Origin of the sequence: Bifidobacterium apicola (assembly GCF_042846865.1) — a bacterium.
GTDB lineage: Bacteria > Actinomycetota > Actinomycetes > Actinomycetales > Bifidobacteriaceae > Bombiscardovia > Bombiscardovia apicola.
In genome coordinates this window covers 572792-597764 of record NZ_BAAFQQ010000001.1, presented here as the reverse complement: position 1 = coordinate 597764, position 24973 = coordinate 572792, and the positions used below count along the sequence as shown (strand labels likewise).

Annotated in this window: 20 protein-coding genes and 1 tRNA gene; 14 read left to right on the top strand and 7 right to left on the bottom strand. The window is 61.4% G+C overall.

All coding sequences use genetic code 11. The features are described from left to right. Positions 1 to 65 precede the first annotated feature (65 nt). Positions 66 to 1031 carry a diaminopimelate epimerase gene (gene dapF / locus ACGG9J_RS02675; protein WP_390133373.1) on the top strand — a complete coding sequence of 322 codons (966 nt, stop codon included), beginning with the start codon at positions 66 to 68 and terminating at the stop codon, positions 1029 to 1031. On the opposite strand, the gene ACGG9J_RS02670 is transcribed toward dapF, so the two are convergent. Continuing rightward, positions 1032 to 1664: a vitamin K epoxide reductase family protein gene (locus ACGG9J_RS02670; RefSeq protein ID WP_390133371.1), complete on the bottom strand. Its 633-nt coding sequence runs from the start codon at positions 1662 to 1664 to the stop codon at positions 1032 to 1034. It lies immediately after the preceding gene. Between the two features lie 72 nt (positions 1665 to 1736). On the opposite strand from ACGG9J_RS02670, the gene ACGG9J_RS02665 reads away from it, so the two are divergent. Next, positions 1737 to 2645, top strand: coding sequence for a PHP domain-containing protein (locus tag ACGG9J_RS02665; protein ID WP_390133369.1), 909 nt, complete (start codon positions 1737 to 1739; stop codon positions 2643 to 2645). A gap of 64 nt (positions 2646 to 2709) precedes the next feature. Here the strand turns inward: ACGG9J_RS02665 and ACGG9J_RS02660 are convergent, their stop codons facing one another. Together ACGG9J_RS02660 and ACGG9J_RS02655 are read right to left on the bottom strand one after the other, a co-directional pair. After that, positions 2710 to 2949 carry a DUF3107 domain-containing protein gene (locus ACGG9J_RS02660; protein WP_390133367.1) on the bottom strand — a complete coding sequence of 80 codons (240 nt, stop codon included), beginning with the start codon at positions 2947 to 2949 and terminating at the stop codon, positions 2710 to 2712. An 89-nt stretch (positions 2950 to 3038) separates the two neighbouring features. Continuing rightward, entirely contained in the window at positions 3039 to 4697 is a 1659-nt protein-coding gene (locus ACGG9J_RS02655; RefSeq protein WP_390133365.1) for a phosphotransferase, read from the bottom strand. A 103-nt stretch (positions 4698 to 4800) separates the two neighbouring features. Between ACGG9J_RS02655 and ACGG9J_RS02650 the strand changes: the two genes are divergently transcribed. Continuing rightward, a complete protein-coding gene (locus tag ACGG9J_RS02650; protein ID WP_390133363.1) occupies positions 4801 to 6291 on the top strand; it encodes an ATP-dependent helicase in 1491 nt (496 codons plus the stop codon). 36 nt (positions 6292 to 6327) lie between these two features. On the opposite strand, the gene ACGG9J_RS02645 is transcribed toward ACGG9J_RS02650, so the two are convergent. Beyond that, positions 6328 to 7950 (bottom strand): zinc-dependent metalloprotease, encoded by a 1623-nt coding sequence (locus ACGG9J_RS02645; protein WP_390133361.1) that lies wholly within the window; start codon positions 7948 to 7950, stop codon positions 6328 to 6330. A gap of 94 nt (positions 7951 to 8044) precedes the next feature. Here ACGG9J_RS02645 and ACGG9J_RS02640 point away from each other — a divergent pair, with 94 nt between their 5' ends. Both ACGG9J_RS02640 and ACGG9J_RS02635 read left to right on the top strand, forming a co-directional pair. Continuing rightward, complete coding sequence (locus ACGG9J_RS02640) at positions 8045 to 8911, top strand: S16 family serine protease (protein WP_390133359.1); 867 nt, start codon at positions 8045 to 8047, stop codon at positions 8909 to 8911. A 51-nt stretch (positions 8912 to 8962) separates the two neighbouring features. Then, positions 8963 to 9379 (top strand): DUF3052 domain-containing protein, encoded by a 417-nt coding sequence (locus ACGG9J_RS02635; protein ID WP_024627263.1) that lies wholly within the window; start codon positions 8963 to 8965, stop codon positions 9377 to 9379. Between the two features lie 147 nt (positions 9380 to 9526). On the opposite strand, the gene ACGG9J_RS02630 is transcribed toward ACGG9J_RS02635, so the two are convergent. Continuing rightward, entirely contained in the window at positions 9527 to 11071 is a 1545-nt protein-coding gene (locus ACGG9J_RS02630; RefSeq protein ID WP_390133356.1) for an MDR family MFS transporter, read from the bottom strand. Positions 11072 to 11191: 120 nt separating this feature from the next. Here ACGG9J_RS02630 and ACGG9J_RS02625 point away from each other — a divergent pair. The 9 genes from ACGG9J_RS02625 to ACGG9J_RS02585 all read left to right on the top strand — a co-directional run bounded on the left by ACGG9J_RS02625 (position 11192) and on the right by ACGG9J_RS02585 (position 21744). Beyond that, a tRNA-Val gene (locus tag ACGG9J_RS02625) sits at positions 11192 to 11265 on the top strand. A gap of 101 nt (positions 11266 to 11366) precedes the next feature. Further along, positions 11367 to 13028 (top strand): DivIVA domain-containing protein, encoded by a 1662-nt coding sequence (locus ACGG9J_RS02620; protein WP_390133354.1) that lies wholly within the window; start codon positions 11367 to 11369, stop codon positions 13026 to 13028. Between the two features lie 30 nt (positions 13029 to 13058). Further along, on the top strand, positions 13059 to 14324 hold the full coding sequence (gene dxr, locus ACGG9J_RS02615) for a 1-deoxy-D-xylulose-5-phosphate reductoisomerase (protein ID WP_390133353.1): 1266 nt from the start codon (positions 13059 to 13061) through the stop codon (positions 14322 to 14324). Then, on the top strand, positions 14321 to 15550 hold the full coding sequence (gene ispG / locus ACGG9J_RS02610) for a flavodoxin-dependent (E)-4-hydroxy-3-methylbut-2-enyl-diphosphate synthase (protein ID WP_390133351.1): 1230 nt from the start codon (positions 14321 to 14323) through the stop codon (positions 15548 to 15550). Before dxr ends, ispG begins: the two co-directional genes overlap by 4 nt. Positions 15551 to 15651: 101 nt before the next feature. Beyond that, on the top strand, positions 15652 to 17304 hold the full coding sequence (locus tag ACGG9J_RS02605; RefSeq protein ID WP_390135292.1) for an alpha/beta hydrolase family protein: 1653 nt from the start codon (positions 15652 to 15654) through the stop codon (positions 17302 to 17304). 15 nt (positions 17305 to 17319) lie between these two features. Continuing rightward, positions 17320 to 18042 (top strand): DNA repair protein RecO, encoded by a 723-nt coding sequence (recO, locus tag ACGG9J_RS02600; RefSeq protein WP_390133349.1) that lies wholly within the window; start codon positions 17320 to 17322, stop codon positions 18040 to 18042. Positions 18043 to 18045: 3 nt separating this feature from the next. Further along, on the top strand, positions 18046 to 18840 hold the full coding sequence (locus tag ACGG9J_RS02595) for an isoprenyl transferase (protein WP_390133347.1): 795 nt from the start codon (positions 18046 to 18048) through the stop codon (positions 18838 to 18840). 161 nt (positions 18841 to 19001) lie between these two features. After that, a complete protein-coding gene (locus ACGG9J_RS02590) occupies positions 19002 to 20432 on the top strand; it encodes an amidohydrolase (protein WP_390133345.1) in 1431 nt (476 codons plus the stop codon). 115 nt (positions 20433 to 20547) lie between these two features. Continuing rightward, positions 20548 to 21744 (top strand): MFS transporter, encoded by a 1197-nt coding sequence (locus ACGG9J_RS02585; RefSeq protein WP_390133343.1) that lies wholly within the window; start codon positions 20548 to 20550, stop codon positions 21742 to 21744. 245 nt (positions 21745 to 21989) lie between these two features. On the opposite strand, the gene ACGG9J_RS02580 is transcribed toward ACGG9J_RS02585, so the two are convergent. Together ACGG9J_RS02580 and ACGG9J_RS02575 are read right to left on the bottom strand one after the other, a co-directional pair. Further along, positions 21990 to 23513, bottom strand: coding sequence for a glycoside hydrolase family 32 protein (locus ACGG9J_RS02580; RefSeq protein WP_390133341.1), 1524 nt, complete (start codon positions 23511 to 23513; stop codon positions 21990 to 21992). An 88-nt stretch (positions 23514 to 23601) separates the two neighbouring features. Then, positions 23602 to 24894, bottom strand: coding sequence for an MFS transporter (locus tag ACGG9J_RS02575; protein ID WP_390133339.1), 1293 nt, complete (start codon positions 24892 to 24894; stop codon positions 23602 to 23604). Between the last annotated feature and the right edge of the window lie 79 nt (positions 24895 to 24973).

Here is a 24973-nt window from a genome sequence, read left to right as displayed (position 1 = left end):
GATCCGCTCCTTTCACAGCCGAAGAACCAGCCTAGCCTGTCGCCGAAAGGCCGTACGCTACAAGCATGAGTATTCCCCGGACTGTTTACAAAATGCAAGCCACCGGCAACGATTTCGTGGTCTACGCCGATCCCCGGGGGGATCTGGAACCAACTGCCGATCAAGTGCGTTGGCTGTGCGACCGGCATTTCGGGGTAGGCGCTGACGGGGTCATCCGGCTGACCCACCCGGCCGATGTCAGCGACTTGAACCAGGAGCAGGTGGATGCTTGCGACCGTTTCGGCTGCCAGTGGTTCATGGACTACCGCAACGCGGACGGATCACTGGCCCAGATGTGCGGCAACGGGACGCGTGCAGTCACCCTCTTCGCCCAGAAGCAGGGGCTGACGCCGACCATGGAGGGTTCTTCCTTCCTGCTGGGGACTCGAGCCGGGGTCAAGCGGATCGTCTCGCACAGTCCGATGAAGAGCGAGAGCGAGCATGTGTTCAAGGTCAAGGTCGGCGCCTGGCGGATGGGGCCGGTGGGGGGCCAGCTGGTCGACGGCAGGGCCCTATCAGGCTCGGCTCCTGGAACCATGGTGGATATGGGCAATCCCCACGCCGTCGTTCTGACCTCAGCCGCTGCCGGATTGGAGGCCGGAGGGCTGCCCGGAACCGTGGCCGACCTGCTGGCCAGGACCAATCTGCCGGACCCGGGCGACCTGGACCTGTCGGCTCCGCCACGGGTAAGCCCCGGGCTTGACGAAGGGCAGAATGTGGAGTTCCTGCGTCTGGATGCCCTGGATGCTGAAAATGGCAGCGGTCGGGCCACCATGAGGGTCTATGAGCGTGGTGTCGGGGAGACTCTGTCATGCGGGACTGGTCTGTGCGCCAGCGGCGTACTGCTGCGAGCCTTGACCGGGATCGATCACTGGACCATCCAGGTGAGCGGGGGCCGTCTGAATGTGGACGTGGATTCGCACGATGTGTGGCTGACAGGACCGGCCAGAATGGTGGCCCGTCTGACTCTGGAGAATGTTCCCGGCTGCTGATCAGCCAAAGAGGGCGGTTCCTTCTACAGCCAGGACGATGGTTGCCAGGGCGACCAGCCAGATCAGATCGCCCATAAGATTGAAATGCCGCTGGTAGTAGGTCTGAAGCCATCCTGGCCTCTTGCGCGGCAGACCCTGCTGGATCACTGTGGCGTGGCTGAAGGCCATGAACTGCAGGCTAGTGGCGAAGGTCATGACCAGGCACCAAGGGCAGAGAGCGTGGATGACGAAGAGCGACTGGGTGAATAGCCAGAGTGCATAGGCCAGGGCGGCAAGCGAGGCCAGCCAGGTTCCTGCCGCCAGCAATGCGGGCATCTTGATCCGGCACAGGCCCACTACAGCCAGGGTCAGGAAGACGGATTCGGCTATCAGTCCTAGGAAGGCGTTGGGGACCGGCAGGGTGCCCAGACGAATCAGCTCGGCTTGTGGCGACTGGGCTACGGCTGAGCAGGAGACCACCGAGTTGATGTCGCAGCTGAGCTGACCCTGGGGGTGACGTGCCAGTTGGAGTGTTTCCGCTGACAGAACCAAGCTGGCATAGAGGGCCGCAAGCGAAGCCAAAGCGGCGATCAAATAGCTGGAGAAGGATCTGGCGTCCTGCTGCAGCGGGGCAAAAGAGGTCGGTTTGCTCATGGGGTCCATCACCTCGGTGGTTGGAGGGGTTGCTCTGCGACTGGAACGCGTTCACGAGTTTAGGATGGAGGCATGACGCATGAGGATACTGCCACGGACCCCAGTTCGCATGGAGTCGGCACCGGCTGGGATCTGCACTGCCACACCGTTTTCTCAGACGGCACTGAGACGCCCCGGAGGATGGTCGAGCAGGCTCGGCAGCTCGGACTGGAGGGTCTGGCCATCACCGACCATGACACCAATGCAGGCTGGGATCAGGCTCGTCAGGCTGCTCGGGATTTGGAAATGCCCCTGCTGCCGGGTACCGAGATCACCGCTCAGGATGGCCGTGTCTCGGTCCACATGCTGGCCTATCTCTATGATCCGAAAGATCCGGTCATTGCCGGGCTATTCGCCAAGACCAGGGAAGCCAGACTGACCAGGACCAGAACCATGGTCGAGCGGATATCCCAGGATTATCCCATCACTTGGCAGGATGTGCTGGATCAGGTCAAGGAGGGGTCGAAGACCACAGTGGGCCGTCCGCATATCGCCGATGCCCTGGTCAAGGCCGGTGTCTATGCCGACCGTAGCCAGGCCTTCGCCGGAGTCTGCTCATCCAGAAGCCCTTATTATTTGCCTACACCCTCGCCGACCACTCACCAGGTGCTGGAAGCGGTCAACCATGCAGGCGGCGTCCTGATCATCGCCCACCCTGGTGCCGTCAGCCGCAATGCCGTTCTGCTCTCCGACCGGCAGATCGCGGCCCTGGCCAGGGAGGGGCTTGGCGGCTTGGAGGTCTGGCACCGAGACAATCCGCCAGAGCAGCGTCGACGACTGCTGGCCCTGGCCCAGCGCTGGGGACTGCTGGCGACTGGGGGATCGGATTGGCACGGACAAGGCAAGCCCAACCGCATGGGGGAGAACAGCACCAGTGGCGAGGTGGTGGCCCGGATTGTGGACAGGGCTCAGGGATCTCGTCCTGTGGCTTGGAAGAATTAGCGAATACGGATAGGGTGCGGCCGGACCGCAAGGATCCGGCCGCACCCGTCAGGCGATCACAGTCCTACTCGGCGGAGCCTCCCAGGACGCCGAAACCGACCGGATGAGTGGTGTCTGAACCGACTACTGCGTAGCCCAGGGACTCCTTGGGAACGATGATGTGCCGCCCCTTGTCGTCCACCAGATCGATGGGTCCGCCCTGGCTCAGGGCTTGGTTGATGTGGGCAGCCACCTCGTCCGCTTTGGCGTTGGTGCTGAAGTTGACCGTGCGGGCCACATTCTTGATGCCGAATTCGATATCCATTGCTACCTCCAAGGTTTTTCTCCGTTGCCCAGTCCTGTCGGTCTACGGATCTTCCGGTCTCATTATTCGCTGACCCCGGTGATTACGCTCTAAGCGTCCCGGAGCGGCTTCTCTTGTGAGGAACTGCTTTCCGGCGGCGACGCTGATGCCTGTCTGTCTGTGGTGACCGTAGGGGTCTGCTCGGGCAGGGGCTTTCTGGCAATGACGATGGTCTCGGCCTGATCATCTGCAAGAGCCTTGGCCGGCGAGGCTTCATGCGTTTGCGGAGTGGTTTCTCCCGCCTCAGTGGGATTCGAAAGCCGGTCGTCTCCGGACAGGTTGTTCATTGCAGCCTGGGGCTTTGCTTCGCCATCCTCATCGTCACTGGCGACTGGGTTGCCGATGCCTCGAAAATGGTCGCTCAGACCCGATTCCTTGTTCTGGGGAAGGGGATCAACGGTTGGCGGCTTGGACTGATCGTCGATGCCGACATCGGCGCTCTGGGCCTGCCTCATGGGCGTTTGCCTTGCATCGGAATGACCCATGGCAGTCTGAGTCTGAGCCAGGTCAACCATATCCACCCTGCTGATGGCGATGGTGACTGAGCTTTCATCCGTTGGTTCGGAGGAAGGCTCCTTGGCCGAAGCTGTCGCATCTGCCGAGACGGGGTCTTGTTCTGGCCGCAGATTCTCCTGTATTTTCGCCGCAGAGGGGTCCTCGGCATTGTCACCGTCCAGCAGCGTGCCCACGGTGATGGTAGAGGGTGCGCCCGCTGGCGACGGACTGTGCGCCTGCTGTTCCTGACGGGTGCGCAGGCCCTGCTCGTGATCACCCAGCTGCTGGGCCAGACGCTCCACCTGGGCCTTGAATTGGATGATCCGCTCGTTGTCCGCCCGATCCAAGGCGGTGATGAATTCGCCCACCTGTTCCATCTGCAGCCAGAGATTGGCTCGAAGCATGATCAGGTCATCCAGCTTGGCCCCCATCATCCTGCCGTAGGCCGCTATGACCGCGTTGCGGCGGGACCCGTCCAGCTTGGCGAAGATCCAAGCCAGGTCGCGGGCAGGATCGTTGACCTGTATGTCCTGCCATCCGTAGACCCCGCTCAGTCCGGAGCCTGCATAGAGCAGATCGCCATCGGAGAAGCCTCCATGGACGGTGCAGGTGTCGAAGGACCAGAGTCCGTCGGTCGCCACGATGGAAGACCAGGAATCAGTGATTTCCTTGGGCACATGGCCATCCATGCGCAGCCGCTTGATCCAGCCTCGCAGTTGGGCTGCGATCTGAGCAGTGGAGAAAGCCGGATAACCATGGGTTTTCAAAAAATCAGGGCGAACCCGGTGGATGGCGCCGATGGCGGTGCCTGCTGCGGTGCATTCGTTAAGGGTCAGCAGATGGAGGGGACGGATTCGGCCGGGGCAGTGAGTCATGACGGCAACGGCTGTGGTGCCGGTCGGACTGTCTTCCCTCTCGCCTGGCTGGTAGGCCAGAATATGCTCGACCCGGAAGCCCATGGCCGCTATCTCCTTGGCATCAGCCAAGGCCTGAGCTGCTTTGACCCGAGCACCCAGCCGGCGTTTGCCGACATCCGAGCTGGTCGCCCAGACATCATAGACATTGCCGGTCGCGTCCTGGACTACGGCGCAGTCCACGCCCTGTGCGCGGTCCAGGCTGCTGAGCTGGTCGCAGTCGCGCGCTCCGGTCATGGGAACGTCGGGCATGGCGGCCGATGCCAGGGCGGCCAGGGTCAGCTTCGTTCGTTCACTCACATCCTCAAGGATAATACAAGGACTGTTGTGGATTCGGTTGTCCACTTGACCACATGGGCACGCCGCCGCCGGGTCCGGTACCGGCCTTTGACACAATAGGAGTGTGCATGAGGATGAGGAACGATTGCTGGAGGGGCTTGATCCCGCCCAGCGGCAGGCGGCTACCGTGCTTGACGGACCTGTGCGGATCGTCGCAGGCGCCGGTGCTGGCAAGACCAGGACCATTACCCGGCGTATGGCCTATGCCTGTGCCAGGGGCAGCTGGGAGCCATCCAGAACCTTGGCGGTGACCTTTTCTGTCCGTGCAGCGGCCGAGATGCGTGATCGCCTGAACAAGCTCGGCGTGTCGGCCTCGTTAAAGGCAGCGACCTTTCACTCGGCGGCCCTGCATCAGCTCAGAATGGCCTGGCCTCAGGTCAGTGAGACCTATCCTCCCGATCTGATTGAGGATGTGTCCCCCCTGGTGTCATCCGCCTATCAGCGGGTCTGCGGACAGGAGCCCGATCCAGGCCAGATCAGGGACCTGACTGCCGAGATCAACTGGGCCAAGGTTGGGCTGATCGCTCCTCAGGACTACGTTCGCGTCTGTGCTGCCGGTCACCGTCTGCCTCCGGCCGGTCTGGAAGCTGATCGGATGGCTGACCTGTACACGGTCTTCGAGAGCTCCAAAGCCGCCCACAATCAGATGGACTTCAACGATATTCTCCTGCTGGTCTGCCACATATTGGAAGAGGACGGTCGGGCTGCTGCAGATATTCGAGACCGAATCGGCTGGCTTACCGTGGACGAGTACCAGGATGTCTCGCCCCTGCAACACCGGCTGCTCAAGCTCTGGCTCAACGGGGGGCAGAATCTGTGCGTGGTAGGGGACCCGGCTCAGACCATCTACTCCTTCGCCGGGGCCACCTCCTACTACCTGCTGAACTTTCCCGGGGAATTTCCAAGCATCAAGGCCGATCTGAACCTGTCCACCGATTACAGGTCCACCGGGAAAGTAGTTCATTACGCCAACGGCATTCTGGCGCACTCGCCGGTGCGTGACGACTATCTGAAGCTGACCTCGGCCCGTGAGGAGGGCAGCAGGGTCACGATGACCCGTTACGAGGACGATCGTGAAGAGGCTGGAGCTGTGGCCTCCCGTGTGGCCTCCATGGTCAAAAAGGGGGCTCGGCCCGGTCAGTTTGCAATCCTGACCCGGATCAACGCCCAGCAGATTCTGATATGCCGCGCCCTGCACGAATGTGGAATAGGATACCGAGTTCGTACAGAGTCAGGATGGCAGAACCAGTCGGTCGATCTGAGCAAACAGGAGGTGCTGGAGCAGCTGGAGGGTGGCATGGGCAAGGGTAGGGTCACAGTCTCCACCATTCACGCCGTCAAGGGGTTGGAGTTCGCCCACGTCTTCATTGTGGGATGTGCCGAGGGGCTGGTCCCCTTTGGCTCGCCGCCCGAGGGGGATGCCCTGGAAGAAGAGCGCCGCCTCATGTACGTGGCAGTGACCAGGGCCGAGGACACTCTGCATCTTTCTTACGCAGAGCACAAGGATGGCAGCGCCTTCGTCCGACGCGCCCCTAGTCGGTTCATTCACCGCTGAGGACTGATGTCTCGTCCCTCGGAACGTAGGAGCTGTTCAGGCTTGGTTGCTGTCTGAGTCACCCCTGTCTGAGTCGTCCTTGTCCGGGTGACCGTTACCAGGGTCCTTGGAATCAGTGCCAGCGCTCTTCTGATTGCCGGGAGCCTCGTGGTCTGAATGCTCCTGGTCATTTGAATCGTCGGAGTCCGCAGGAGTGGTCGGATCGTCAGAGGGGGCCTTATCCTCGGCGTTCAGCAGTTTGTCCAACTCGGCATCCCAGTCCACTGAGGTGGAGGAAGTGTGGGCTTTCTGTTCGGATTGCCCCTTTGCAGCGGTCGATGTCCCACTCTGGTCAGCTTCGTCCTTGACGGGCAGGGAAGGCAGCAGATCAGGATGGGACCAGTGGCCGTCCCGGCCTTGGATTCCCTCGTCGGCGGTGATGCGCTCCCAGAGATCGGCGGCCTCACGCAACCGCTTGGGGTGAAGATGCAGACCCAGCAGGGACTCGAAGGTCTGCTCGGCCGGCCCTCCCACGGCGCGCTCGCGTCGAGTCATCTCCCGCAGCTGCTCAAGGTGGGGCAGGTGGGCCATGCCGGCGTTCCAGACCACGCAATCCACCCAGCCGTCCACCAGTGCCAGCAGATCGCCCAGGCTGTGCAGGGCTTCCTTCTGTTCGGGAGTATCCTCAATGCCGACGTTGCTGAGGTTGATGGCGCCAGCGATGGATTCGGGGTTGATCTGTTCAGCATCGCGCAGTTGGTCCTCCACGGCATCCAGGTCGATGGAGACTCCCCGTGCATACTTGCCGATCAGGGCTTCGAAGCGGGGCATCAGCCAGGGGACGGCGGCATAGAGCCGGGCGTGTGCGGCCTCCTTGAGAGCCATGTAACTGGTTACCTCGTCCAGATCCAGTTCCAGGGATTTTGCGTATGACTTGATGTTCTGCGGTATGAGGGCTCCGGCTGGATTCTTCAGCAGCGGAATGCCCTGGTCGAATCCACCGCGGACCTCCTTGGCCAGCTCGCCGGCGGCCTGTCCCAGCTGCATGGCGAAGGATGTGTTTCCCAGTAGCCTCATCAGTGTGGTCGGGTCCTTGAGGTTGTCCGGCAGCGGGATGGGCACGGGCCCGGCGAACATTCCTGAGATCTCGCCCTGATCGAAGCCTTGGAAGCGCTGGCTTATGACGGAGGTCAGGGCCTCGCTGACCGCCTGTGCCACAGGGGAAGCGAACTGGACCCAAGCGTCTATGCTGCCTTCGATCCACCCGGCACGGGTCAGGGCTTCGGTGCGGCCTGGGGCGGGGTCAAAGACGCTGACGGTGTCCAACCAGAGGTTGGCCTCGCTCATGACACGGGCCACCAGATCGCTGTCCTCGGCTGTGACTGTGGTGTCGGACTGGTCGGCTCTGGTGCGCCCTAGGGCGATGTTCTTGGCCAACGCAACGTTGATGGGCCCTTGATCAGCCTGGGCTTTCATGTCGGCAGGCGTGTTCAGCCCTCCGGCCGTGAAAGCCTGGATCAGAGCCTGGACCTCGGCGGGTTTGGGCAGCTGATCGGCTCCCTGGGCCGCCATCTGGGAGCGGATGGACTCAGGCAGCTGTGAGAACTGACTCCAGGCCAGCTCGCCCTGCACCGGGCCGAAGCACTCGATGAGCCATTGGTGGATTGCATTCTCGTCCATTGCTTTGTTTCCAGTCCTCGCCAAGGCAGATTGTCCGTCGTCAAGGCTGACATCTGCCGGGATTATCGTCTTCATCAACCATAATATTGGAGCTATGACACTTCCGCACGGGAAATCGGATCACTGCGCCACAGGCGCACCCGAAAAGCAAGCTGGGACGCTTGGCGGACCCACGCGCAAAATGCTGGTCAGCGGCCTTCTGGTCATTCTGGCCGTCGTGGTGCTTTTCCTTCCTTCGCCTTATACCATCGAGACGCCCGGTCCCACCCAGGATGTGCTGGGAAGTTCAAAAGGCTCACCGGTCATCAAGGTAAAGGGCGGCCAGGTCCACCATGACAAGGGTCGTCTGCTGATGACCACGGTCAATGCCCGCGGAATCCCCGGCTACCCGGCCTCGAACCTGGATGCCTTGGTGGGCTGGGCGGACCCCCATGCCACGGTTCTTCCCCAGGAGGCTGTGGTGCCTCCCGGACAGAGCGTAGAGGAGTACAAGCGTCAGGAGCAAGGCGACATGCATGGCTCCCAGAAGGCTGCCTCGGCCCAGGCTCTGGCCTTCCTGAAGGCCCGAGGATATGACGTGTCAGGCCTGGAGTTCAACATGAAGGTGGCGGACATCGGCGGCCCCTCGGCCGGGCTCATGTACACCCTGGGGGCCATCGACATGATCACGCCGGAGCAGGAGACAGGCGGTCTGACCATCGCCGGAACCGGCACCATGGATCAGAGGGGACGGGTCGGTGCCATCGGCGGCATCCGGCTGAAGATGCTGGGGGCCAGACGGGACGGCGCCACCTGGTTCCTGGCTCCGAAAGACAACTGCTCACAGGTGGTTGGCCATGTACCTCAAGGGCTGCGCGATGTGCGGGTGTCCACTTTGGATGAGGCCTACAAGGCCTTGGTGGCTATCGGCCATGGCCAGGGGGAGGGGCTGCCCCGCTGCACGGCCGCTAAAGGCAGATAAGACAAGGCCGGTCCAATTGGTGAATTCCGGCAGTCTTGTTATGCTGAAGCCGTGGCTGAGACTACAACCTATACAGCGGAAGAGTTCGGTTTTCATCCCGGAGATATTGTTCAGGAATGGATGTGGGACGACGATGTCGATGACGGGATCCGGACCAGGATCGAGGACCTGACCGGCGAAGAGCTGGTGGACGAGGACTATGACGCAGCCGTGGATGGGGTCATCATCTGGTGGCGGGACGGCGATGCCGAGGACGATCTGGCGGACACCATCATGGATGCCTCGGCCATGGTCAATAAGGGTGCGCCTTTCTGGGTGCTGACTCCCAAGCCCGGCAGACCCGGGGCGTCGGCGCCAGGGGTCGTCTCCAATGCGGCCAAGACCGCGGGCATGAACGCGCTGATGCCCACCACCGTCAGCAAGGATTGGAACGCCACCCAGTTGCGGGCTTTCGGCAAGGGCAAGTAAGGCTTTCGGCCGTCCGGGCGTTTCCTGCGCCAAGCATATTGCATAAGCGTCAATGAACGAGGCGGTGGGCATCAGGATCGACCGATGCCCGCCGCCTCGTTTCCATACATAAGGAATTCCCGGAGGAATCCCGCTGGCCAGCGGCTCTTACTGCTTGTCCTCCTCGGCAATGGCAGGAGCCGCCGTCGTGGCCTTGTTCTGATATTCGGCAAGCAGAGTACGCGAGCGGATGTCGCAGAGGTTGGCCACCAGGGCCATGACCAGGATGACCAGGCCCACCAGGAAGATCCAATGCAAGCCGTCGAAGACGATGGCGCGGGCGGGGCCAAGCAGTCGGGAGGGGATGCTCCCTGCCGTGGCCGGGTTGATCATGCTGTTCATCATGTCCTCGGTCAGTCCCTTATACTGAGGCACCTCGCGGGCGATGACCGTGTTCATGACGATGCCGAATATGGAGACCATCAGGGTCTGACCCAGGGAGCGGGCCAGGGTGTTGAAGCTGGTCGAGGCACCCACGTCGCCTGAGGGCACAACGCTCTGGGCGGTGATGGTCGAGGTGGTGATGGTCAGGCCGAAGCCGAAACCGACCACGGCAGAGATGAGCAGGAAGACCCAGTAGGCGGTGGCCTGGGGGACGGCTATGTAGCAGACGCAGGCTGTCAGGATGAAGGCCAGGCCAATGTTGGTGGCCCGGTGCGGCGGGTGGTGCATGGTCAGCGGTCCGGCCAGGTAGGCGCCCAGGAGCCAGAGAATGGAGGAGGGGGTGACCACAAAGCCGCCCAGGGAGGGGTTCATTCCCAGCACAGACTGCATCCAGATGGGCATGTAGGTGTCGAAGCCCATGAGGAATCCGGCCACCAGGAGCATGCAGATGTTCTGGATGACGAAGGTCCTGATGCGGAAGAGCCGCAGGGGCAGGATGGGATCCTCCTGGCGGCCCTCCACATGAAGAAGCAAGGCAAAGGTGGCCAAGGTGGCGGCAGCCAGGACCAAGGTCATTCGCACATCGCCTGCCGATCCCAGGCTCTGCAGGCAGAGCATCAGGCAGATCAGGCAGATGCTGAGCAGCCCGATGCCCATGTAGTCGACGCGGGTTTCACGCGCCTTAATATGCTCGCTCAGGAAGATCTGGATCATGATGATGACCAGTAGGCCGATGGGCACGTTGATGGCGAAGACCCAGTGCCAGCTTATCTGCTGGACGATGAAGCCTCCCAGCAGGGGGGCGATGATGGAGGCGATGCCCCAGGCCGAGCCGTTCAGGCCGATCATTCCCGCCCGCTTGTCCAGGGGATAGATGTCAGCCAGGACTGTGTAGGTCAGCGGCTGGATGGCGCCTGCCCCAAGACCTTGCAGAAAACGGGCGCCGATCAGCTGGGGCATGGACTGGGACAGGGCACATAAGGTGGACCCGATCACGAAGACCAACAGACCGATGGTCAGCAGCGGCTTGCGACCGAAGCGGTCCGAAAGCTTGCCGTAGATGGGCGTTGTGACCGCCGTCATGAGCAGATAGATGGAGTAGACCCAGTTCATGATGGACAGCCCATGCAGGTCCCCGATGATGGTGGGCATGGCGGTGGAGACGATGGTCCCCTCGATGGCCGTCATGAATGTGGCGATGAAGACCGCTACCGTCACCAGGGTGCGGTTGGTCTTCCTGCCACTGCCTGTATCGACTGTCTGTGACAACTGAACCCCCTGTCGTATGGTGTGTTTCTCTGCTTTTGCGGACAACGGCCGCGAATTCCTAGTGGATTATAGCCGCACCGTGCGGCCTTGTCACCGTGTATTCTGCTAAAGTAGTGTGCTGGTCCCGTGGCTCAGTTGGTTAGAGCGCCACCTTTACACGGTGGATGTCCCCGGTTCGAGTCCGGGCGGGACCACAGGGGTTTTGAGGAGGGCGTGCCCGGAGTCGCGTCTTAACGCTCACGTAGAATCGATGCACTACGATCGTTGGCAAGAAAGGTCAGGAGGTCGATGCCTGATGTCAGCTAAGCCTGATGCCCGCGGAACCCAGGCGACCATAGCGCGCTCGGGCAAGCGCAAGTGGGGATATGACACCAAGCAGGTGGATGCCTTCCTGGAGCGTGCACACTCGCTCTATGAGAGCCAGGATCCTGACCTGACCCAGGAGGAGATCGCCAACGCCTCCTTTGACCTGTGCAAGAACGGCTACATCATCACCCAGGTGGATGCTGCCCTCTCCCGATTGGAGAGGGTGATTTCCGACAGGCAGACCAGTCTGGAACTTGCCCGTGTGGGCGTGGATGGATGGACGACCAGGATGGTCAGCCTGCAAGCTGAGCTTGCAGCCCATGCGGGCAGGACTTCGGGCAGCGTCTTTAGACGCGGGGATCCGGGCATGCCTTCCTACGACTGCAAGCAGGTGGAGCGGCTGATCGAACAGATCCTCAACAAGACATCGGACCTGCTCAACCTGCAGGAGGGGCGGAAAGCGGGCTCGGACAAGCCAAAGAACACCGACATCACGGCCGATCGCGTCTCCAATGTCATCTTTACTCAGCGTCGGGGGGGCAAGGGCTATGACGAACGTCAGGTGGATTTCTTCCTGGCCAAGGCCGTCGAGCTCCTGGAACAGCTGGAGTCCTTTGCCAGGGTCGGCGAGAACTCCAAAACCGTTGGTGCCAGTTCGCCGGTACTTGCTGCTTCTGCACAAACGCAATTTTCAGCGCAGAATTCTTCAGCTTCGAACATCCAGCCGCTAATCAGACAGAGTCAGACACCCGCCTGGAACAATGCCAGTGCACCTGTTGCCGGATCAATGGGCACAACTGTTGAAGGCGCCCCGAACAATCCGAATGATTTCGCTCAACTCCATCAGGCTGAACGGGCCATCTTTGAAGCTCCGACAGCCAGCACTCAGCCGATGCCCCCGGTTCAGCCCAACAGCTCTCTGGGCGCTCTGGCCTCGGCGGTGAACAAGCGGCTGGCCCAGGACGATGCTCGGGCATCTACGGATGCCGGTGCAGCAGTCGCCGGTACAGCGCCTGCTGCTGAATCTTCTTCAGCCAGACAGGCCTATTCAGCCGGGGTGAACAGCCGACCTGCCGCCGTCCCCGTCAATTCCGCCGCCATGCCTGTCTCCGTGCCGGCTGCACAATCCGTGCCTTTCAGCCACACGCCTTCTTCTTCGTCCACGACGCAGACGCCTTCGACTTCTGTCGCCTCCACCCCGGCCGCTGCTTCGGAAGGAGATGAGTTCTCCTTCTCTGCAAGCCCTGAATCGTCGAAGCCCATCTCGAATGGTGTTGATGCTGACGTGTCGCCTGCGTCAGGAAGCACTTCGATCATCTCTTCACCCTTCGTCGACGGTCGTCTGGGAGCAGGCGGACCCTTGGGCAGCTATGATGAGCCTGCGCCAGAAAAGTCTGCCCCACAGGAGCGTCCCTCGGATCAGACGGCTGGAAGCGACACAGATTCGCGCCAACCAGTCTCGGATACACCTGACTGGGCCAAGCCGCGGTATTCACCAAACGCGCAGGGCGGTAAGAGCGAGGACCAGGATCCGGATTCCTATCTGGCATCTCTGCTCAACCAGGACCTGCCCAAGATAGAGCTGGACATCCCAGATATTTCTTTCCCCGGTTTTGGCGACGATGCAGGCAAGGACGATAGCACCCAATGAGCCGTTCAGTGGTTGCGGAGTCCGGAAGGCATGGCAGTGATGAGTGAGGGCAGGCAGACTGGTTCGTCGGTAGGGCGTGAGCGCACCTTGGGGGATTGGTCACCCAAGGACGATGTTAATGAGCCTCGCAGTCTGGTTATCCTGGGATCCACAGGATCCATCGGTACTCAGGCCCTGGACTTGATCAGTCGTCATAGGGATCGGTTCCAGGTGACTGGTTTGGCCGCTGGCGGAACTCATGTCGAACTGCTGGCCCGCCAAGCCCGTGACTTTGGCGTGGCTCGTCTGGTTCTGGCCGACAAGGCCCAGGTTCCGGCCCTGCAGCAGGCTCTCAAGGCTCTGGGATTGAATGGCATCCAGGTAGAGGCAGGCATGGAGGCGGTGCAGGCTCTGGCCGGTTCCGGCAGCGATCTGGTCCTCAACGGCATCACCGGATCAGTCGGTCTGCGCCCATCCATTTCGGCTCTGCAGGCCGGATCGCAGCTGGCTTTGGCTAATAAGGAGTCTGTGGTGGCTGGCGGCCATCTGCTCTTCGATGCCCAGGTAAGGCCTGGCCAGATCAATCCGGTCGACTCCGAGCATTCGGCCATCTGGCAGTCCCTGCGTTCTGGGCAGCACGGTGAGGTGGCCCGTCTGGTGGTCACCGCCTCGGGTGGTCCTTTTCGGGGCTGGAGCCGTCAGGCCATGCGCAAGGTTACCCCTGAGCAGGCCTTGAATCATCCGACCTGGTCCATGGGTCCGGTGGTCACTATCAACTCCTCCACCATGGTGAACAAGGGGTTGGAGGTCATCGAGGCCAGTCGGCTCTTCCGCATCGAGCCCGAGCGGATCACTGTGGTTGTCCACCCTCAGTCCGTGGTCCACTCCATGGTCCAGTTCCAGGACGGGGCCACCATAAGCCAGGCCTCGCCTCCTGATATGCGCCTCCCCATTGCCTTGGGCCTTTCAGCCCCCGCTCGTCTTGACAATGTGGCTGCGGCCTGCGACTGGTCCAAGGCCAGTACCTGGACCTTTGAGCCCTTGGATGACCAAGCATTCCCGGCGGTCAACCTGGCCAGGCGGGCTCTGGGAAGCTGCGAGCCCATGACTGCGGTCTTCAATGCCTCCAACGAGCAGGCGGTCCATGCCTTTCTGGATCACCGGCTGCCCTACCTGGACATTGTCGAAACCATCCGTTCAGTCATGGATGCCATGGAAACGCATCTTCCGGGAACATTCACATCCGTGGAGGTAATGGAGCAAGTCGAGCATGAGGCGCGTCAAAGGGCTGATGCTTTGATAGACATGACTGCGTGAGTAGCATTCCCAAGACCGAACAGTCAGTATTTTCCCAGGGGTTCCGCAAGACAGGCGACCAGGCCGTCAGCCAGACTCCTCTGCATCCTCGTCGCCGCTCACGTCGGATCATGGTAGGGCCTGTGCCGGTCGGTGGAGGCGCCCCTATTTCGGTGCAGTCCATGACCAACACGGTCACCGCTGACATCAACGCCACCCTGCAGCAAATCGCCGAGCTGGCTGCCGCCGGCTGCGACATCGTACGGGTGGCTGTGCCCAGCCAGGACGATGCCGACGCGCTTGCCGTCATTGCGAAGAAGTCGCCCATCCCGGTCATCGCCGACATCCACTTCCAGAGCAAGTACGTCTTCCAGGCCATTGATGCGGGCTGCGCAGCTGTGAGAGTCAACCCGGGCAACATCCGCAAGTTCGACCAGGTCGGCCCCGAGATCTGCAAGGCCGCCACCGATGCAGGCATCTCCCTGCGTATCGGGGTAAACGCCGGCAGCCTGGACAAGGACATCTATGCCCGCTATGGCGGTCCCACCCCCGAGGCCTTGGTCGCCTCGGCCTTGAAAGAGGCCCACATGTTCGAGGATGTGGGTTTCCACGACTTCAAGATCTCTGTCAAGCACCACGATCCCGTCACCACGGTCCAGACCTACCGGCTTCTGGCTTCCAAGGGCGACTGGCCCCTGCACCTAGGCGTGACCGAGGCCGGACCTTCCTGGCAGGGGACCATCAAGTCCTGTCTGGCCTTCGGTGCGCTTCTGGCTGAGGGCATTGGTGACACCATTCGTGTTTCCCTGTCCGCGCCGCCTGTGGAAGAGGTCAAGGTGGGCTGCAAGATTCTGGAGTACCTAGGGCTGCGTCAGCGCCACTTCGACATCATCTCCTGCCCCTCCTGCGGCAGGGCCCAGGTGGACGTGATCGAGCTGGCCAAGGAAGTCACCGAGGGACTCAAGGACATCACCGCCCCCATCCGGGTGGCCGTCATGGGCTGCATCGTCAACGGGCCAGGCGAAGCCAGGGAGGCCGACCTGGGGGTGGCTTCGGGCAACGGCAAAGGCCAGATCATCATCAAGGGCAAGGTGGTCCAGACTGTGCCTGAGGACCAGATCGTCCCCACCCTGCTGGAACGGGCCAAGGAAATCGCCGCCCAGATGGATGCCAAAGCTGCGGTCGAGGGCGAAACCTTGCCGGAGGTAGGGCCCATGGTGGTCCCGGTTACCGGTCGTGCCAGCTGACGGCGTAAGCGCCATCCCCGCCACCGGTTACAATGGCCGACGTGTCCCAAGAGGTTGAGCGTTCCCTCCCCGCGAGCGGGTGGAGCAGGGTCAGACGGCTGATGACCAGTCTGCCTGTCTTCGTCATCCTCATAGGACTGCTGGTTTCTGTCTCCCACTTGACCGCCGTCCCCTGGAAGTACGAACCGGTGGACCAGAATTTTCCCACTCTGACTCCCGACACTGCAGTCACCTTCGACTGGCCTGCGGGGGCTGCCAGGGAGACCATGGGGCAGTATCAGGTCGAGTCACGCCACCAGGAGCTGAGCGTGGACAGGCCTGCCACTGGCGAACGCCAGCGTATCCGAATTCTGATCCGCACTCCTCGGGGAGCTTCAGGGCAGCGACCAGCCGTAGTCTTTATGCACGGCGCCGGATATGGCACCTGTGACAACTCCTTCGGGGACGTGGCCCGAACCCTGGCCTCTGCTGGTTTTGTCACCGCCGTACTGGACAAGCCGGTCTGGTCCACAACTGATGCGGACCGAGACTATCCCGCCTCGGCCAGGGCCTATGGCCAGGTGGTGAATCTGCTGCGCGACCGGGCTGATGTGGACGCATCCAAGGTAGGTCTCTACGCCACCAGCGAGAGCACTTGGATCGCCGCCATGCTGCTGACCATGGACCATCGAATCGCCTTCCAGATCCTGCTGAGCCCCATGGTCTATTCCCCACGGCACGCTCTGGGTTTCTTTGTAGCCCAGGACTTCGCCATTGCCGGGGCCAATCAGGGCTATCAGTCGGTGGTCCGTCGAATTTTCAGCACCGATGCCGCCCTCTTCGGCCTTAATAATCTGGACATTGATCCTACTGACCGCTACACCTACGCCATTCCTACCCTCGTGGCCTACGGGGCCAAGGATGTGATGACTGCCCAGGTGGAGGGGGTGCAGCGAGTGCTGTCCCAGGCGCATGCCTCGGGTAACGAGAACGTCACTGTGCGTTCATACCCGGTCTCCAACCATGTGCTGCGACTGGGAGATGAGGCTCGGACCGGCACGCCCTTGGCTGACCATTACCAGCAGGATATGACTGACTGGGCGGTGGGTCAGGTCCATGGCCTGCACCAGACCAGCCCCAGCGTGGGCGGGGCCACCATTCACCAGTCCATAGCCGTGCCTACTGACCTGCGGGGACGACGCTCGCTGACCATCTACATGGTGGTCCTGCATCTGCTGACCCTGATTCTTTTGCTGGCTGCACTGATCATGGCCTTGGCAGCCGGTCTGATGAAACTGTTTAGGCTGCATCGGCGGCGGGATCCGGTCCTGGGATTCAGTCATGGCTTTGGCGGTACGTTGGTCACCATCACTGGCACCACCCTGGCTACCCTGGTCCTCTTCGGAGCCGGCCTGGGGCAGGTGATCATGGCCTTGGTGCGTCTTGGTTGGGGCGGTGTGCCCGACCAGGCTGGAGTCAGTTATTGGAGCTGGCCGGTCATCCAGGTGGTCTGTGCCCTGGTCATCTGGGCCTGGTCGCGCACTTTCGCCCGAATGGTCGAAGTAGCCTCCCTCAAGGGCCTGGACCGATTGCCCGACCAAGTCCGCGCGAGCAAGGCCGGCGGCCCCAGCCTGCGTCAGCAGATGCGCGACATGGATCCCAGGCCCGTTCTGGCCTCGTCTAGTTTTGGCGTTGCACTCTTTGTCGTCACCACTCTGGCCATGCTCGGCGTCCTGCTCATCTTCGCCTTCTGGGGCCTGTTCATCTACCAGTGAAAGGACGGGACCGTCGTGGCCATCTATCGTGACGAGGGTCTGGTCCTCAGAACGGTCAAGCTGGGCGAAGCCGACCGGATCGTGACTATTCTGACCAAGGGGCACGGCAAGGTCAGGGCCGTGGCCAAGGGGGTGCGGCGGACCAAGTCCCGCTTCGGCGCCCGGCTGGAGCCCTTCATGCGCGACGATCTGCTCGTCTCACGTGGCCGCAACCTGGACATCGTCTCCCAAGCGGTCTGCCTGGTTCCATACGCAGATGCCATATGCGCCGACTATGACCTCTACGCCAATGGCGGCGTCATGCTTGAGACTGCCGACAAACTAGTAGTGGGCGAGCACGAACCCGCCCCGGATCAATACCGTCTGCTGGTTTCCGCCCTGGCCAGCCTGGCTGGGCACCGGCATGGACCCCGTGACATCGGCGCCTCCTACCTGTTGCGATCCCTTGCGCTGGCCGGCTGGCGACCTCGGCTGGATTCCTGCGTTGTCTGCGGCCGGACCGATCAGCTGACCCACTTTTCGGTGCCTGGCGGCGGGGTGGTATGCAGTCGGGACAGGACCACCGATGCTGTGGCGGTGGACCCTGCTACTCTGGCCCGCTTCCGGGCTCTGAGCAGCGGGGATTGGTCCGTGCTGGACGGCAAGGCTTCAACCCCCCTGTGCGATGGTCTTGTTGAGAAATGGGGCGAATATTATCTGGAGAGACCCATCAGGTCCTTGCGGCTATTAGATTCTTGAAACATGAGCTTTGACGCGGTCGACTACACCTCCCTGGATGTGCCAGCAGCACCCTTCTCCGATCCCGGACGGATTCCGCAATTTCCCGAGGGGGCGGTCCCGCGGCATCTGGGCGTGATCATGGATGGCAATGGCCGTTGGGCTAAGCAGAGGGGCATGGAGCGCACCCAGGGTCACCGGGCCGCCGAACCGGTGGTCTTCGACACCATAGCCGGGGCCATCGAAGCAGGAGTTCGTTACCTGAGCCTGTACACCTTCTCTACGGAGAATTGGAAGCGCTCGCCGGCCGAAGTGCACTTCTTGATGGGTTTCTCCCGGGATATCATCCACCGCCGGGTGGCCCAGATGGACGACTGGGGGGTGCGCGTGCGCTGGGCGGGCCGTCGACCCCGGCTCTGGAAGTCGGTCATCGATGAGCTGGAGGCGGCCATGGAGCGCACCCGCCACAACACCAGGATCGATGTGATCTTCTGCATCAATTACGGAGGCAGGGCAGAACTTGCCGATGCGGCCACCGACATCGCCCGGGAAGTAGCGGCCGGGCAGATCAAGGGCTCCAAGGTGACCGAGAAGATGATCGCGCAGCACCTTTATAACCCTGACATACCTGATTGTGACCTGGTCCTGCGCACTTCGGGGGAGCAGCGCACCTCCAACTTCCTGCCCTGGGAGGCGGCCTATGCGGAGCTGGCCTTTGTGCCTGAGCTTTTCCCTGACTGCGGACGCGAGGTGCTCTGGCGGGCCATCGACGATTACATCCACCGGGACAGGCGCTTCGGCGGCGTCACCTCCGCATGATGAGGCAGGCACACTGTCCGACGAACTAGGTTTTCGTCAATTTACATGCTTGAATATTCTCGTAACGTCTGTGAAGGGTAGTCTGAACCATACCGCTGCGGAGCAGACCATGCTCGCTATGCAAATCAGCTCAGCACAAGAAAGCGAAGGAGCCGACAGACATGGATGACAAGCAACGCATCATGCAGATCATCGAGGAGAAATCACAGGAGTTCATCCAGGCAGCCGATCATATCTGGGGGACCCCTGAGACCAGATTCGCCGTCAAGGAGTCGGTCCAGCAGCATTACAAGGTGCTGGAGCGGGAGGGCTTCGACATCGAGAAAGGCGTAGGCCATATGGACTACGCCTACGTTGCCACCTGGGGTTCAGGTCGTCCGGTGATCGGCATCACCGGCGAATACGATGCCTTGGGAGGCCTCAGCCAGGTGGCCGATCTGGGTGAGCACAAGCCTTTGGTTGAAGGCGGCAACGGCCAGGGCTGCGGCCACAACATCCTGGGCATGGCCGCTGTAGCGGCAGGCGTGGGCATCAAGGCTTTCATGGAAGAGAAGGGTCTCAAAGGGACCATCAAGGTCTTCGGCTGCCCGGCTGAGGAGTCGGGCTATGGCAAGGCTTTCATGGCCAGGGACGGGGTTTTCGACGGGCTGGATCTGGCTCTGTCTTGGCACCCCATGGACGTGACCCAGGCCTGGGGCTCTTCCAGCCTGGCGGTCCTGCAGGCCTATTTCGATTTCACCGGCGTGCCGGCGCATGCGGCTGCCGCTCCTGAGCTGGGCCGGAGCGCCTTGGATGCGGCAGAGCTGATGAATGTGGGCGTGCAGTTCCTGCGTGAGCACATGATCGATGAGGCCCGAGTGCACTACGCCTTTATCGACGCAGGCGGCGAGTCGGCCAATGTGGTGCAGTCCCATGCCCGGCTCTATTACTTCGTACGTGCCCCCAGGATGGATCAGGCTCAGGAACTGTTCAAGCGGGTGGAGAAGATCGCCCAGGGAGCGGCCTTGATGACCGAAACCCAGGTCAAGGAGGAGTTCGACGCGGCCTGCTACAACTTCATCCCCAACCACCCGCTGACCGAGGCTATAGACAGAAATCTGGACGTCGTCGGCCCCCTGCCCTTGGACCAGCGGGAGCTGGACTACGAGCGCCGCTACACGGATACGGTACCCGAAGCCGGCAAGCAGCGGGTGCTCAGCCGCACCAAGGCCGCCTTCCCTGACCTTGCGGAGGAGGAAGTCAGGAAGATTGCCGAGTCCACCGTGGCTCTGAAGAAGTATCCGCTGGTCTTCACCGATAAGGCATCGGGGTCCACCGATGTCGGCGATGTCAGCTGGCAGACGCCCACCGCCCAGTTCACCGGCGGATTCGAGCCACAGGGAACCTCGCCCCATTCTTGGCAGTGGGCGGCCAACGGCAAGTCCTCGGTGGCCCACAAGGGTCTGCTGGCGGCAGGCAAGACCCTGGCTCTGACTGCCTATGATGCGCTGACCGACCCTGACTTGGTCAAGGCTGCCAAGGATGACTTCGACAAGACTTTCGCTGGCCAGGAGTACAAGGTCGTCATCCCTGACGATGTGATGCCCCACTGACTCAACGTTCGGTCCGTCGCTGGGCCCTGGTCCCTGCCCATACCTTAGCGGATGCGGCTTTGTAAGGATCACGTCGCCCGGCGGCGGTCGGCTTCTACTGAAGGATAACAGACCAATGGCAATCAAGCAATCCTCAAAAACGGCGAGCGGAACGCTGATCTTCTCCCTGATGGCCGGTTACTCGATCGTGTACATGGACAAGAATATGATCTCGACCGCCATCATCCCCATTTCCGAGCAATTCCATCTTGACTCGGGGCAGACAGGCATTATCATGTCTGCCTTCTTCCTGGGCTACTCGCTCATGCAGATACCCAGCGGCTGGCTGGCCGACCGGCTTGGAGCCAAGCGGGTGCTGATGGCCTCCATGATCATCATCGGCCTTTTCAGCTACCTGTTCGGCCTGGCTAATGGCCTGGTCTTCTTCATCATCGTCCGGTTCTTCGCTGGCCTGGGCCACGGCGGCTACCCGCCATCCTGCTCCAAGTCGATCGCGGAGAACTTCCCCCAGGAACGACGCACCTTCGTGCAGTCGCTGATCCTGTCGACCTCGGGCATCGGCGGCATCCTGGCTTTCGTCCTGGGCGCCAACCTGGTTGCCATCAACTGGCACCTGGCCTACGGTGTGCTGGGCACCCTCTATCTGCTGGCCTTTGTCTGCATCCTGATTTTCGTGCCCTCCAAACCCCGCCAGCCTGAGGTGGACCAGAAGCCCGGAGCCAAGGGGGCAGGGTTCCTCGAGGTCCTGCAGAATCGGAATGTGCTGGTCCTCTTCGTAGCCATGCTTCTGCTCAACATCCTCTTGTACGGCAATATCTCTTGGATGCCCACCTTTATAAAAAACACCTTCGGCCTCACGATTGGTCAGGCAGGCATCCTGTTGGCGGTCAATGCAGTATTCACGACCGTCGCCACCATCTATGCCGGCCAATTGCTCTCGAAGCTTTTCCTAGGTAGGGAAAAGGTGGCCATCCTGGGCGCCGGGCTGATCAGTGCAGTCCTGGTCGTCTGTTTTGTCTTCTCGCGCAACATCTGGCTCTCCCTCCTGCTGCTGATCCTGGTATCCTGCGTCTCCGTGGTGGCCTTCACCGGCATCTTCACCTGGCCCCACAAGATCATGGACCCGCACATCATCGGCTCAGCCATCGGCATCATCAATACCGGCGGCACCTTGGGCGGATTCCTTGCCCCTATGATCATCGGCTACTTGGTCAAAGCCGCAGGTGGATCCTTCGTCGGGGCCTTCCTCTTCATGGGCGCGGCGGCCATCGCTTCCGGGCTTATGGCCCTGCTGGTCAAGGTCGGCGAGTGAAGCCGAAGCAGGATCGACCGCATCAATGGCTTCTGATCTCGAAGATCAAACGTCCCAGACGGAGTCGTAAACTCCGGGCCATAGCAAAGATTCACTGTCGAAGGCCTGGTGCTTCTTCTCGGATCTCCGATTCTTCAGCTCTGATCGCGGATGCTTGAATGCGGATGTTTGCAAGAGACAAAAGGCCCGCCCCTGAGTGGATTTCAGGGGCGGGCCTTTTTCCTATGCCGACTGGGGGAGGTAGATCAGCGATCCGGCTGCTCCCAGATGGTGCCTAGTTTGGCGATGGAGAGGGAGTTGATCAGGGCCTTGCCCTCGCCGGACTCGGCGATCAGGCGGATGCCGCGCGGCCCTTCGGCGGGGAAGGAGTAGGAGGACATGATCTCCAGCCCGTCGTTGACGACGACCTCAATCGAGCCCCGGTCTACGATGATTCTCAGCTTGAGCTTGCCTGAGGACTTGTCGACGGGAGCTGTGCGGTAACCCCGGTCTCCGTAGGTGTTGCAATGGCGGTCGAGTACCACGCGGCCCAGCTGGTCGTCATAGCAGACCAAGGTGTGGTCGCCTGATTGCGTACGATGGATTTCCAGACCGATGCGCTCGGCCAGGGACTTGTTCAGGTCGATCTCCATATTGATATCGGCGGTCTGCGCATCGTCCACCAGATCCTGGCTCCCGTTGACCTCCAGCTCGATGGGGCCGAAGTCCTGCTGGTCCTGGTCCAGGTTGGAGAACTCGCGTATGGGCAGACAACGCAGATGATCACCGGCCAGGGTGACTTCGCGGGGCACGGTGAACTGGCCGCACCAGCCATCCTCCTGCATGGGGATGGGCTCAGTGAATGGGCTCATCCAACCGAAGACCAGTCGGCGGCCATCAGGGGCCTGGAAGGTCTGCGGTGCATAGAAGTTATGGCCGTCATCCCAGAGGTGGAATTCAGTCTCCTGATGGAAGTCGTCTCCGGGCTGCCAGCTGCCGATCACATAGCCGGCATTGTTATGGTTGCGGGCTTCGAAGCCGTGAGGCTTCAGACCCATGGCCGAGTAACAGATCACCCACTTGTCCTCCAGGGGGAACATGTCGGGGCATTCCAGCATGAAGACTTCTGGGTCGGGGTGCCGGTAGATCACCCGGTCGAAGGTCCAGTGCTCCATGTCCTTGGAGGTATACATCCAGATCTCGCCCCGATGGGCGGGCGTGCTGACTCCAAAGACCATGTACCACAGTCCGTTCATCTTCCAGACCTTGGGATCTCGGAAGTGCAGGATTCTGTCGTCGGGGCAGGGGACCACCACCCCTTTCTTCTCGAAGTGAATGCCGTCTGAGGAGACGGCCATGCACTGCTCCTGGAGGTTGCCGTCGTCCTCGTTGACACCGTTGCGCCAGCGGTGACCGGTGTAGTAGATGGTCAGGCGGCCGTCGTCCCCCACCACAGCAGATCCGGAGAAGACCCCGTCCTTCTCGACTTCCAGCGTGGGTGCCATGGCTAGGGGCTCGCGCCGCCAGGTGACCAGGTCGGCGCTGGAGACGTGTCCCCAGTGCATGTTTCCCCATTCGCTCCCGTAGGGATTGAGCTGGAAGTAGGCGTGGTAACGGCCTTTGAAATAGCTCAGGCCGTTGGGGTCGTTGATCCACCCAGACTTGGAGGCGATGTGGCACAGGGGATACCAGCGGTCATTGCGGGTGGCGAAGAGCCGATCAATGCTTTTCTGGGCCTTGTCCAGCTGAGCGCCCATATCGGCGTTTTCCTTGGTTGATGGCTGGTTCATCCTTGCATCCTTTCCGGTCCCCGCCGGACCTTGCTGCTCGGGCGGGAGCTGCTGATGGTCGATGTGCATAGACGGATTTGCATGGTGCTCAGCCCTGAGTTACGGCGGTCTTCTGCGAATCCCTGATGAATGGATCGCCATCCACCTGCTGGTCGTCGCGCTTGAGCACGAAGATACCGTAAATCAGGGCGGCCAGCACCACCAATGAGATGGTGTAGAAGGTGATCCGGTCGCCGGCCCGGTCGTGGAGCATGCCCAGCGGTGTGGACAGGGCCACCTGGCCGACCTGGGAGGCGATCTGGAAACCCACCATGTAGAGGGTAGCGGACAGCTTGGGGTTGAAGTGCAGTGTGAAGTAGCGGAAGGCCGGCAGGCTGAAGAGCGGGACCTCGATGGAGTGGAAGAGCTTGACGATGGAGACCATGACCGGGTCGTGGAAGAAGCCGCACAGGCCGATCCTGGCGAACATGACCGTGGCCCCCAGCAAGAGGGAGTTGCGAACGCCGATCTTGCGCATGATGATGGGGACAACGCCCATCATGGCCGACTCCAGGAAGACCTGGAAGGAGTTGAGGACGCCATAAACCTGGTTGCCCAGCTGTGGCGTGGCAAAGAGGTTGGCGTAATAGGTGGGGAACATCTGCTGGTCAAAGACCGTGTAGAAGGTGTTGGTGAAGATCATGAAGATGATCAGCAGCCAGAGGGCTGGCATGCCCAGCACGTGGAGCATGTCGCCCAAGGACGGCTGGGACTTTTCACCTTCAGGGGTCGATTCGCGGCTGATCTCCTCGCGCTGCTCGTCGGGGATCCAGAAGGCGTAGACCAGCAGCATGCACAGGCCGAAGGCTGAGCCCAGCCAGAAGTTGATCATAGGGTTGATGTTGAAGACGAAGCCGGCGATCAGGGCCACAATGGCGTAGCCGAAGGAGCCCCAGGCCCGAGACTGGCCATACTCGAAGCCGAACTTGCGGGAATAGCGCTCGGTGATGGCCTCGATCAGGGAGCAGCCTGACATGAAGCCGGCTGAGAGGACCACAGCGCCCAGCATGGCGCCCACTATCATGTTGGTGCGCATGAGCGGCGCATAGATGAATTGGACGAAGGGTCCCACCAGGGCGGCGATGGCGGCGATGAAGATGGCCAGGCGACGCTTGACGCCCAGCTCGTCCTGGATGACCCCGTAGACAAACATGATGATCAAGGTTGCCACGGAGTTGATGGAGTAGATGTTGCCTACCTGCGTGTTGTTCATCCCCAGGCCCGTCACCAGCCATCGCTGGTAGAAGGACCACCAGATGCCCCATGCGCAGAAGAAGAAGAATATTCCTGTGGAGGATTCCAGATAGGACGGGTTCCTCCACGCCGATGATTTGGCGGCCATGCTGCCCCTCTCTCCTTGTTGTGCACCGCTTCTCCGCAGTGCCTCCAGGCTCGCTGCACTTCCTATGTGCAGAGCGAAT

What these genes read in the sequence shown, in the direction of transcription:
- ACGG9J_RS02605 (WP_390135292.1), top strand. Translation starts at nt 15,652, where the DNA reads ATGACCAGTCTGCCTGTCTTCGTCATCCTCATAGGACTGCTGGTTTCT.
- ACGG9J_RS02585 (WP_390133343.1), top strand. Translation starts at nt 20,548, where the DNA reads ATGGCAATCAAGCAATCCTCAAAAACGGCGAGCGGAACGCTGATCTTC.
- ACGG9J_RS02640 (WP_390133359.1), top strand. Translation starts at nt 8,045, where the DNA reads ATGACACTTCCGCACGGGAAATCGGATCACTGCGCCACAGGCGCACCC.
- ACGG9J_RS02660 (WP_390133367.1), bottom strand. Translation starts at nt 2,949, where the DNA reads ATGGATATCGAATTCGGCATCAAGAATGTGGCCCGCACGGTCAACTTC.
- ACGG9J_RS02580 (WP_390133341.1), bottom strand. Translation starts at nt 23,513, where the DNA reads ATGAACCAGCCATCAACCAAGGAAAACGCCGATATGGGCGCTCAGCTG.
- ACGG9J_RS02620 (WP_390133354.1), top strand. Translation starts at nt 11,367, where the DNA reads ATGTCAGCTAAGCCTGATGCCCGCGGAACCCAGGCGACCATAGCGCGC.
- ACGG9J_RS02645 (WP_390133361.1), bottom strand. Translation starts at nt 7,950, where the DNA reads ATGGACGAGAATGCAATCCACCAATGGCTCATCGAGTGCTTCGGCCCG.
- dapF (WP_390133373.1), top strand. Translation starts at nt 66, where the DNA reads ATGAGTATTCCCCGGACTGTTTACAAAATGCAAGCCACCGGCAACGAT.
- dxr (WP_390133353.1), top strand. Translation starts at nt 13,059, where the DNA reads ATGGCAGTGATGAGTGAGGGCAGGCAGACTGGTTCGTCGGTAGGGCGT.
- ACGG9J_RS02595 (WP_390133347.1), top strand. Translation starts at nt 18,046, where the DNA reads ATGAGCTTTGACGCGGTCGACTACACCTCCCTGGATGTGCCAGCAGCA.
- ACGG9J_RS02670 (WP_390133371.1), bottom strand. Translation starts at nt 1,664, where the DNA reads ATGAGCAAACCGACCTCTTTTGCCCCGCTGCAGCAGGACGCCAGATCC.
- ACGG9J_RS02590 (WP_390133345.1), top strand. Translation starts at nt 19,002, where the DNA reads ATGGATGACAAGCAACGCATCATGCAGATCATCGAGGAGAAATCACAG.
- ACGG9J_RS02575 (WP_390133339.1), bottom strand. Translation starts at nt 24,894, where the DNA reads ATGGCCGCCAAATCATCGGCGTGGAGGAACCCGTCCTATCTGGAATCC.
- ACGG9J_RS02665 (WP_390133369.1), top strand. Translation starts at nt 1,737, where the DNA reads ATGACGCATGAGGATACTGCCACGGACCCCAGTTCGCATGGAGTCGGC.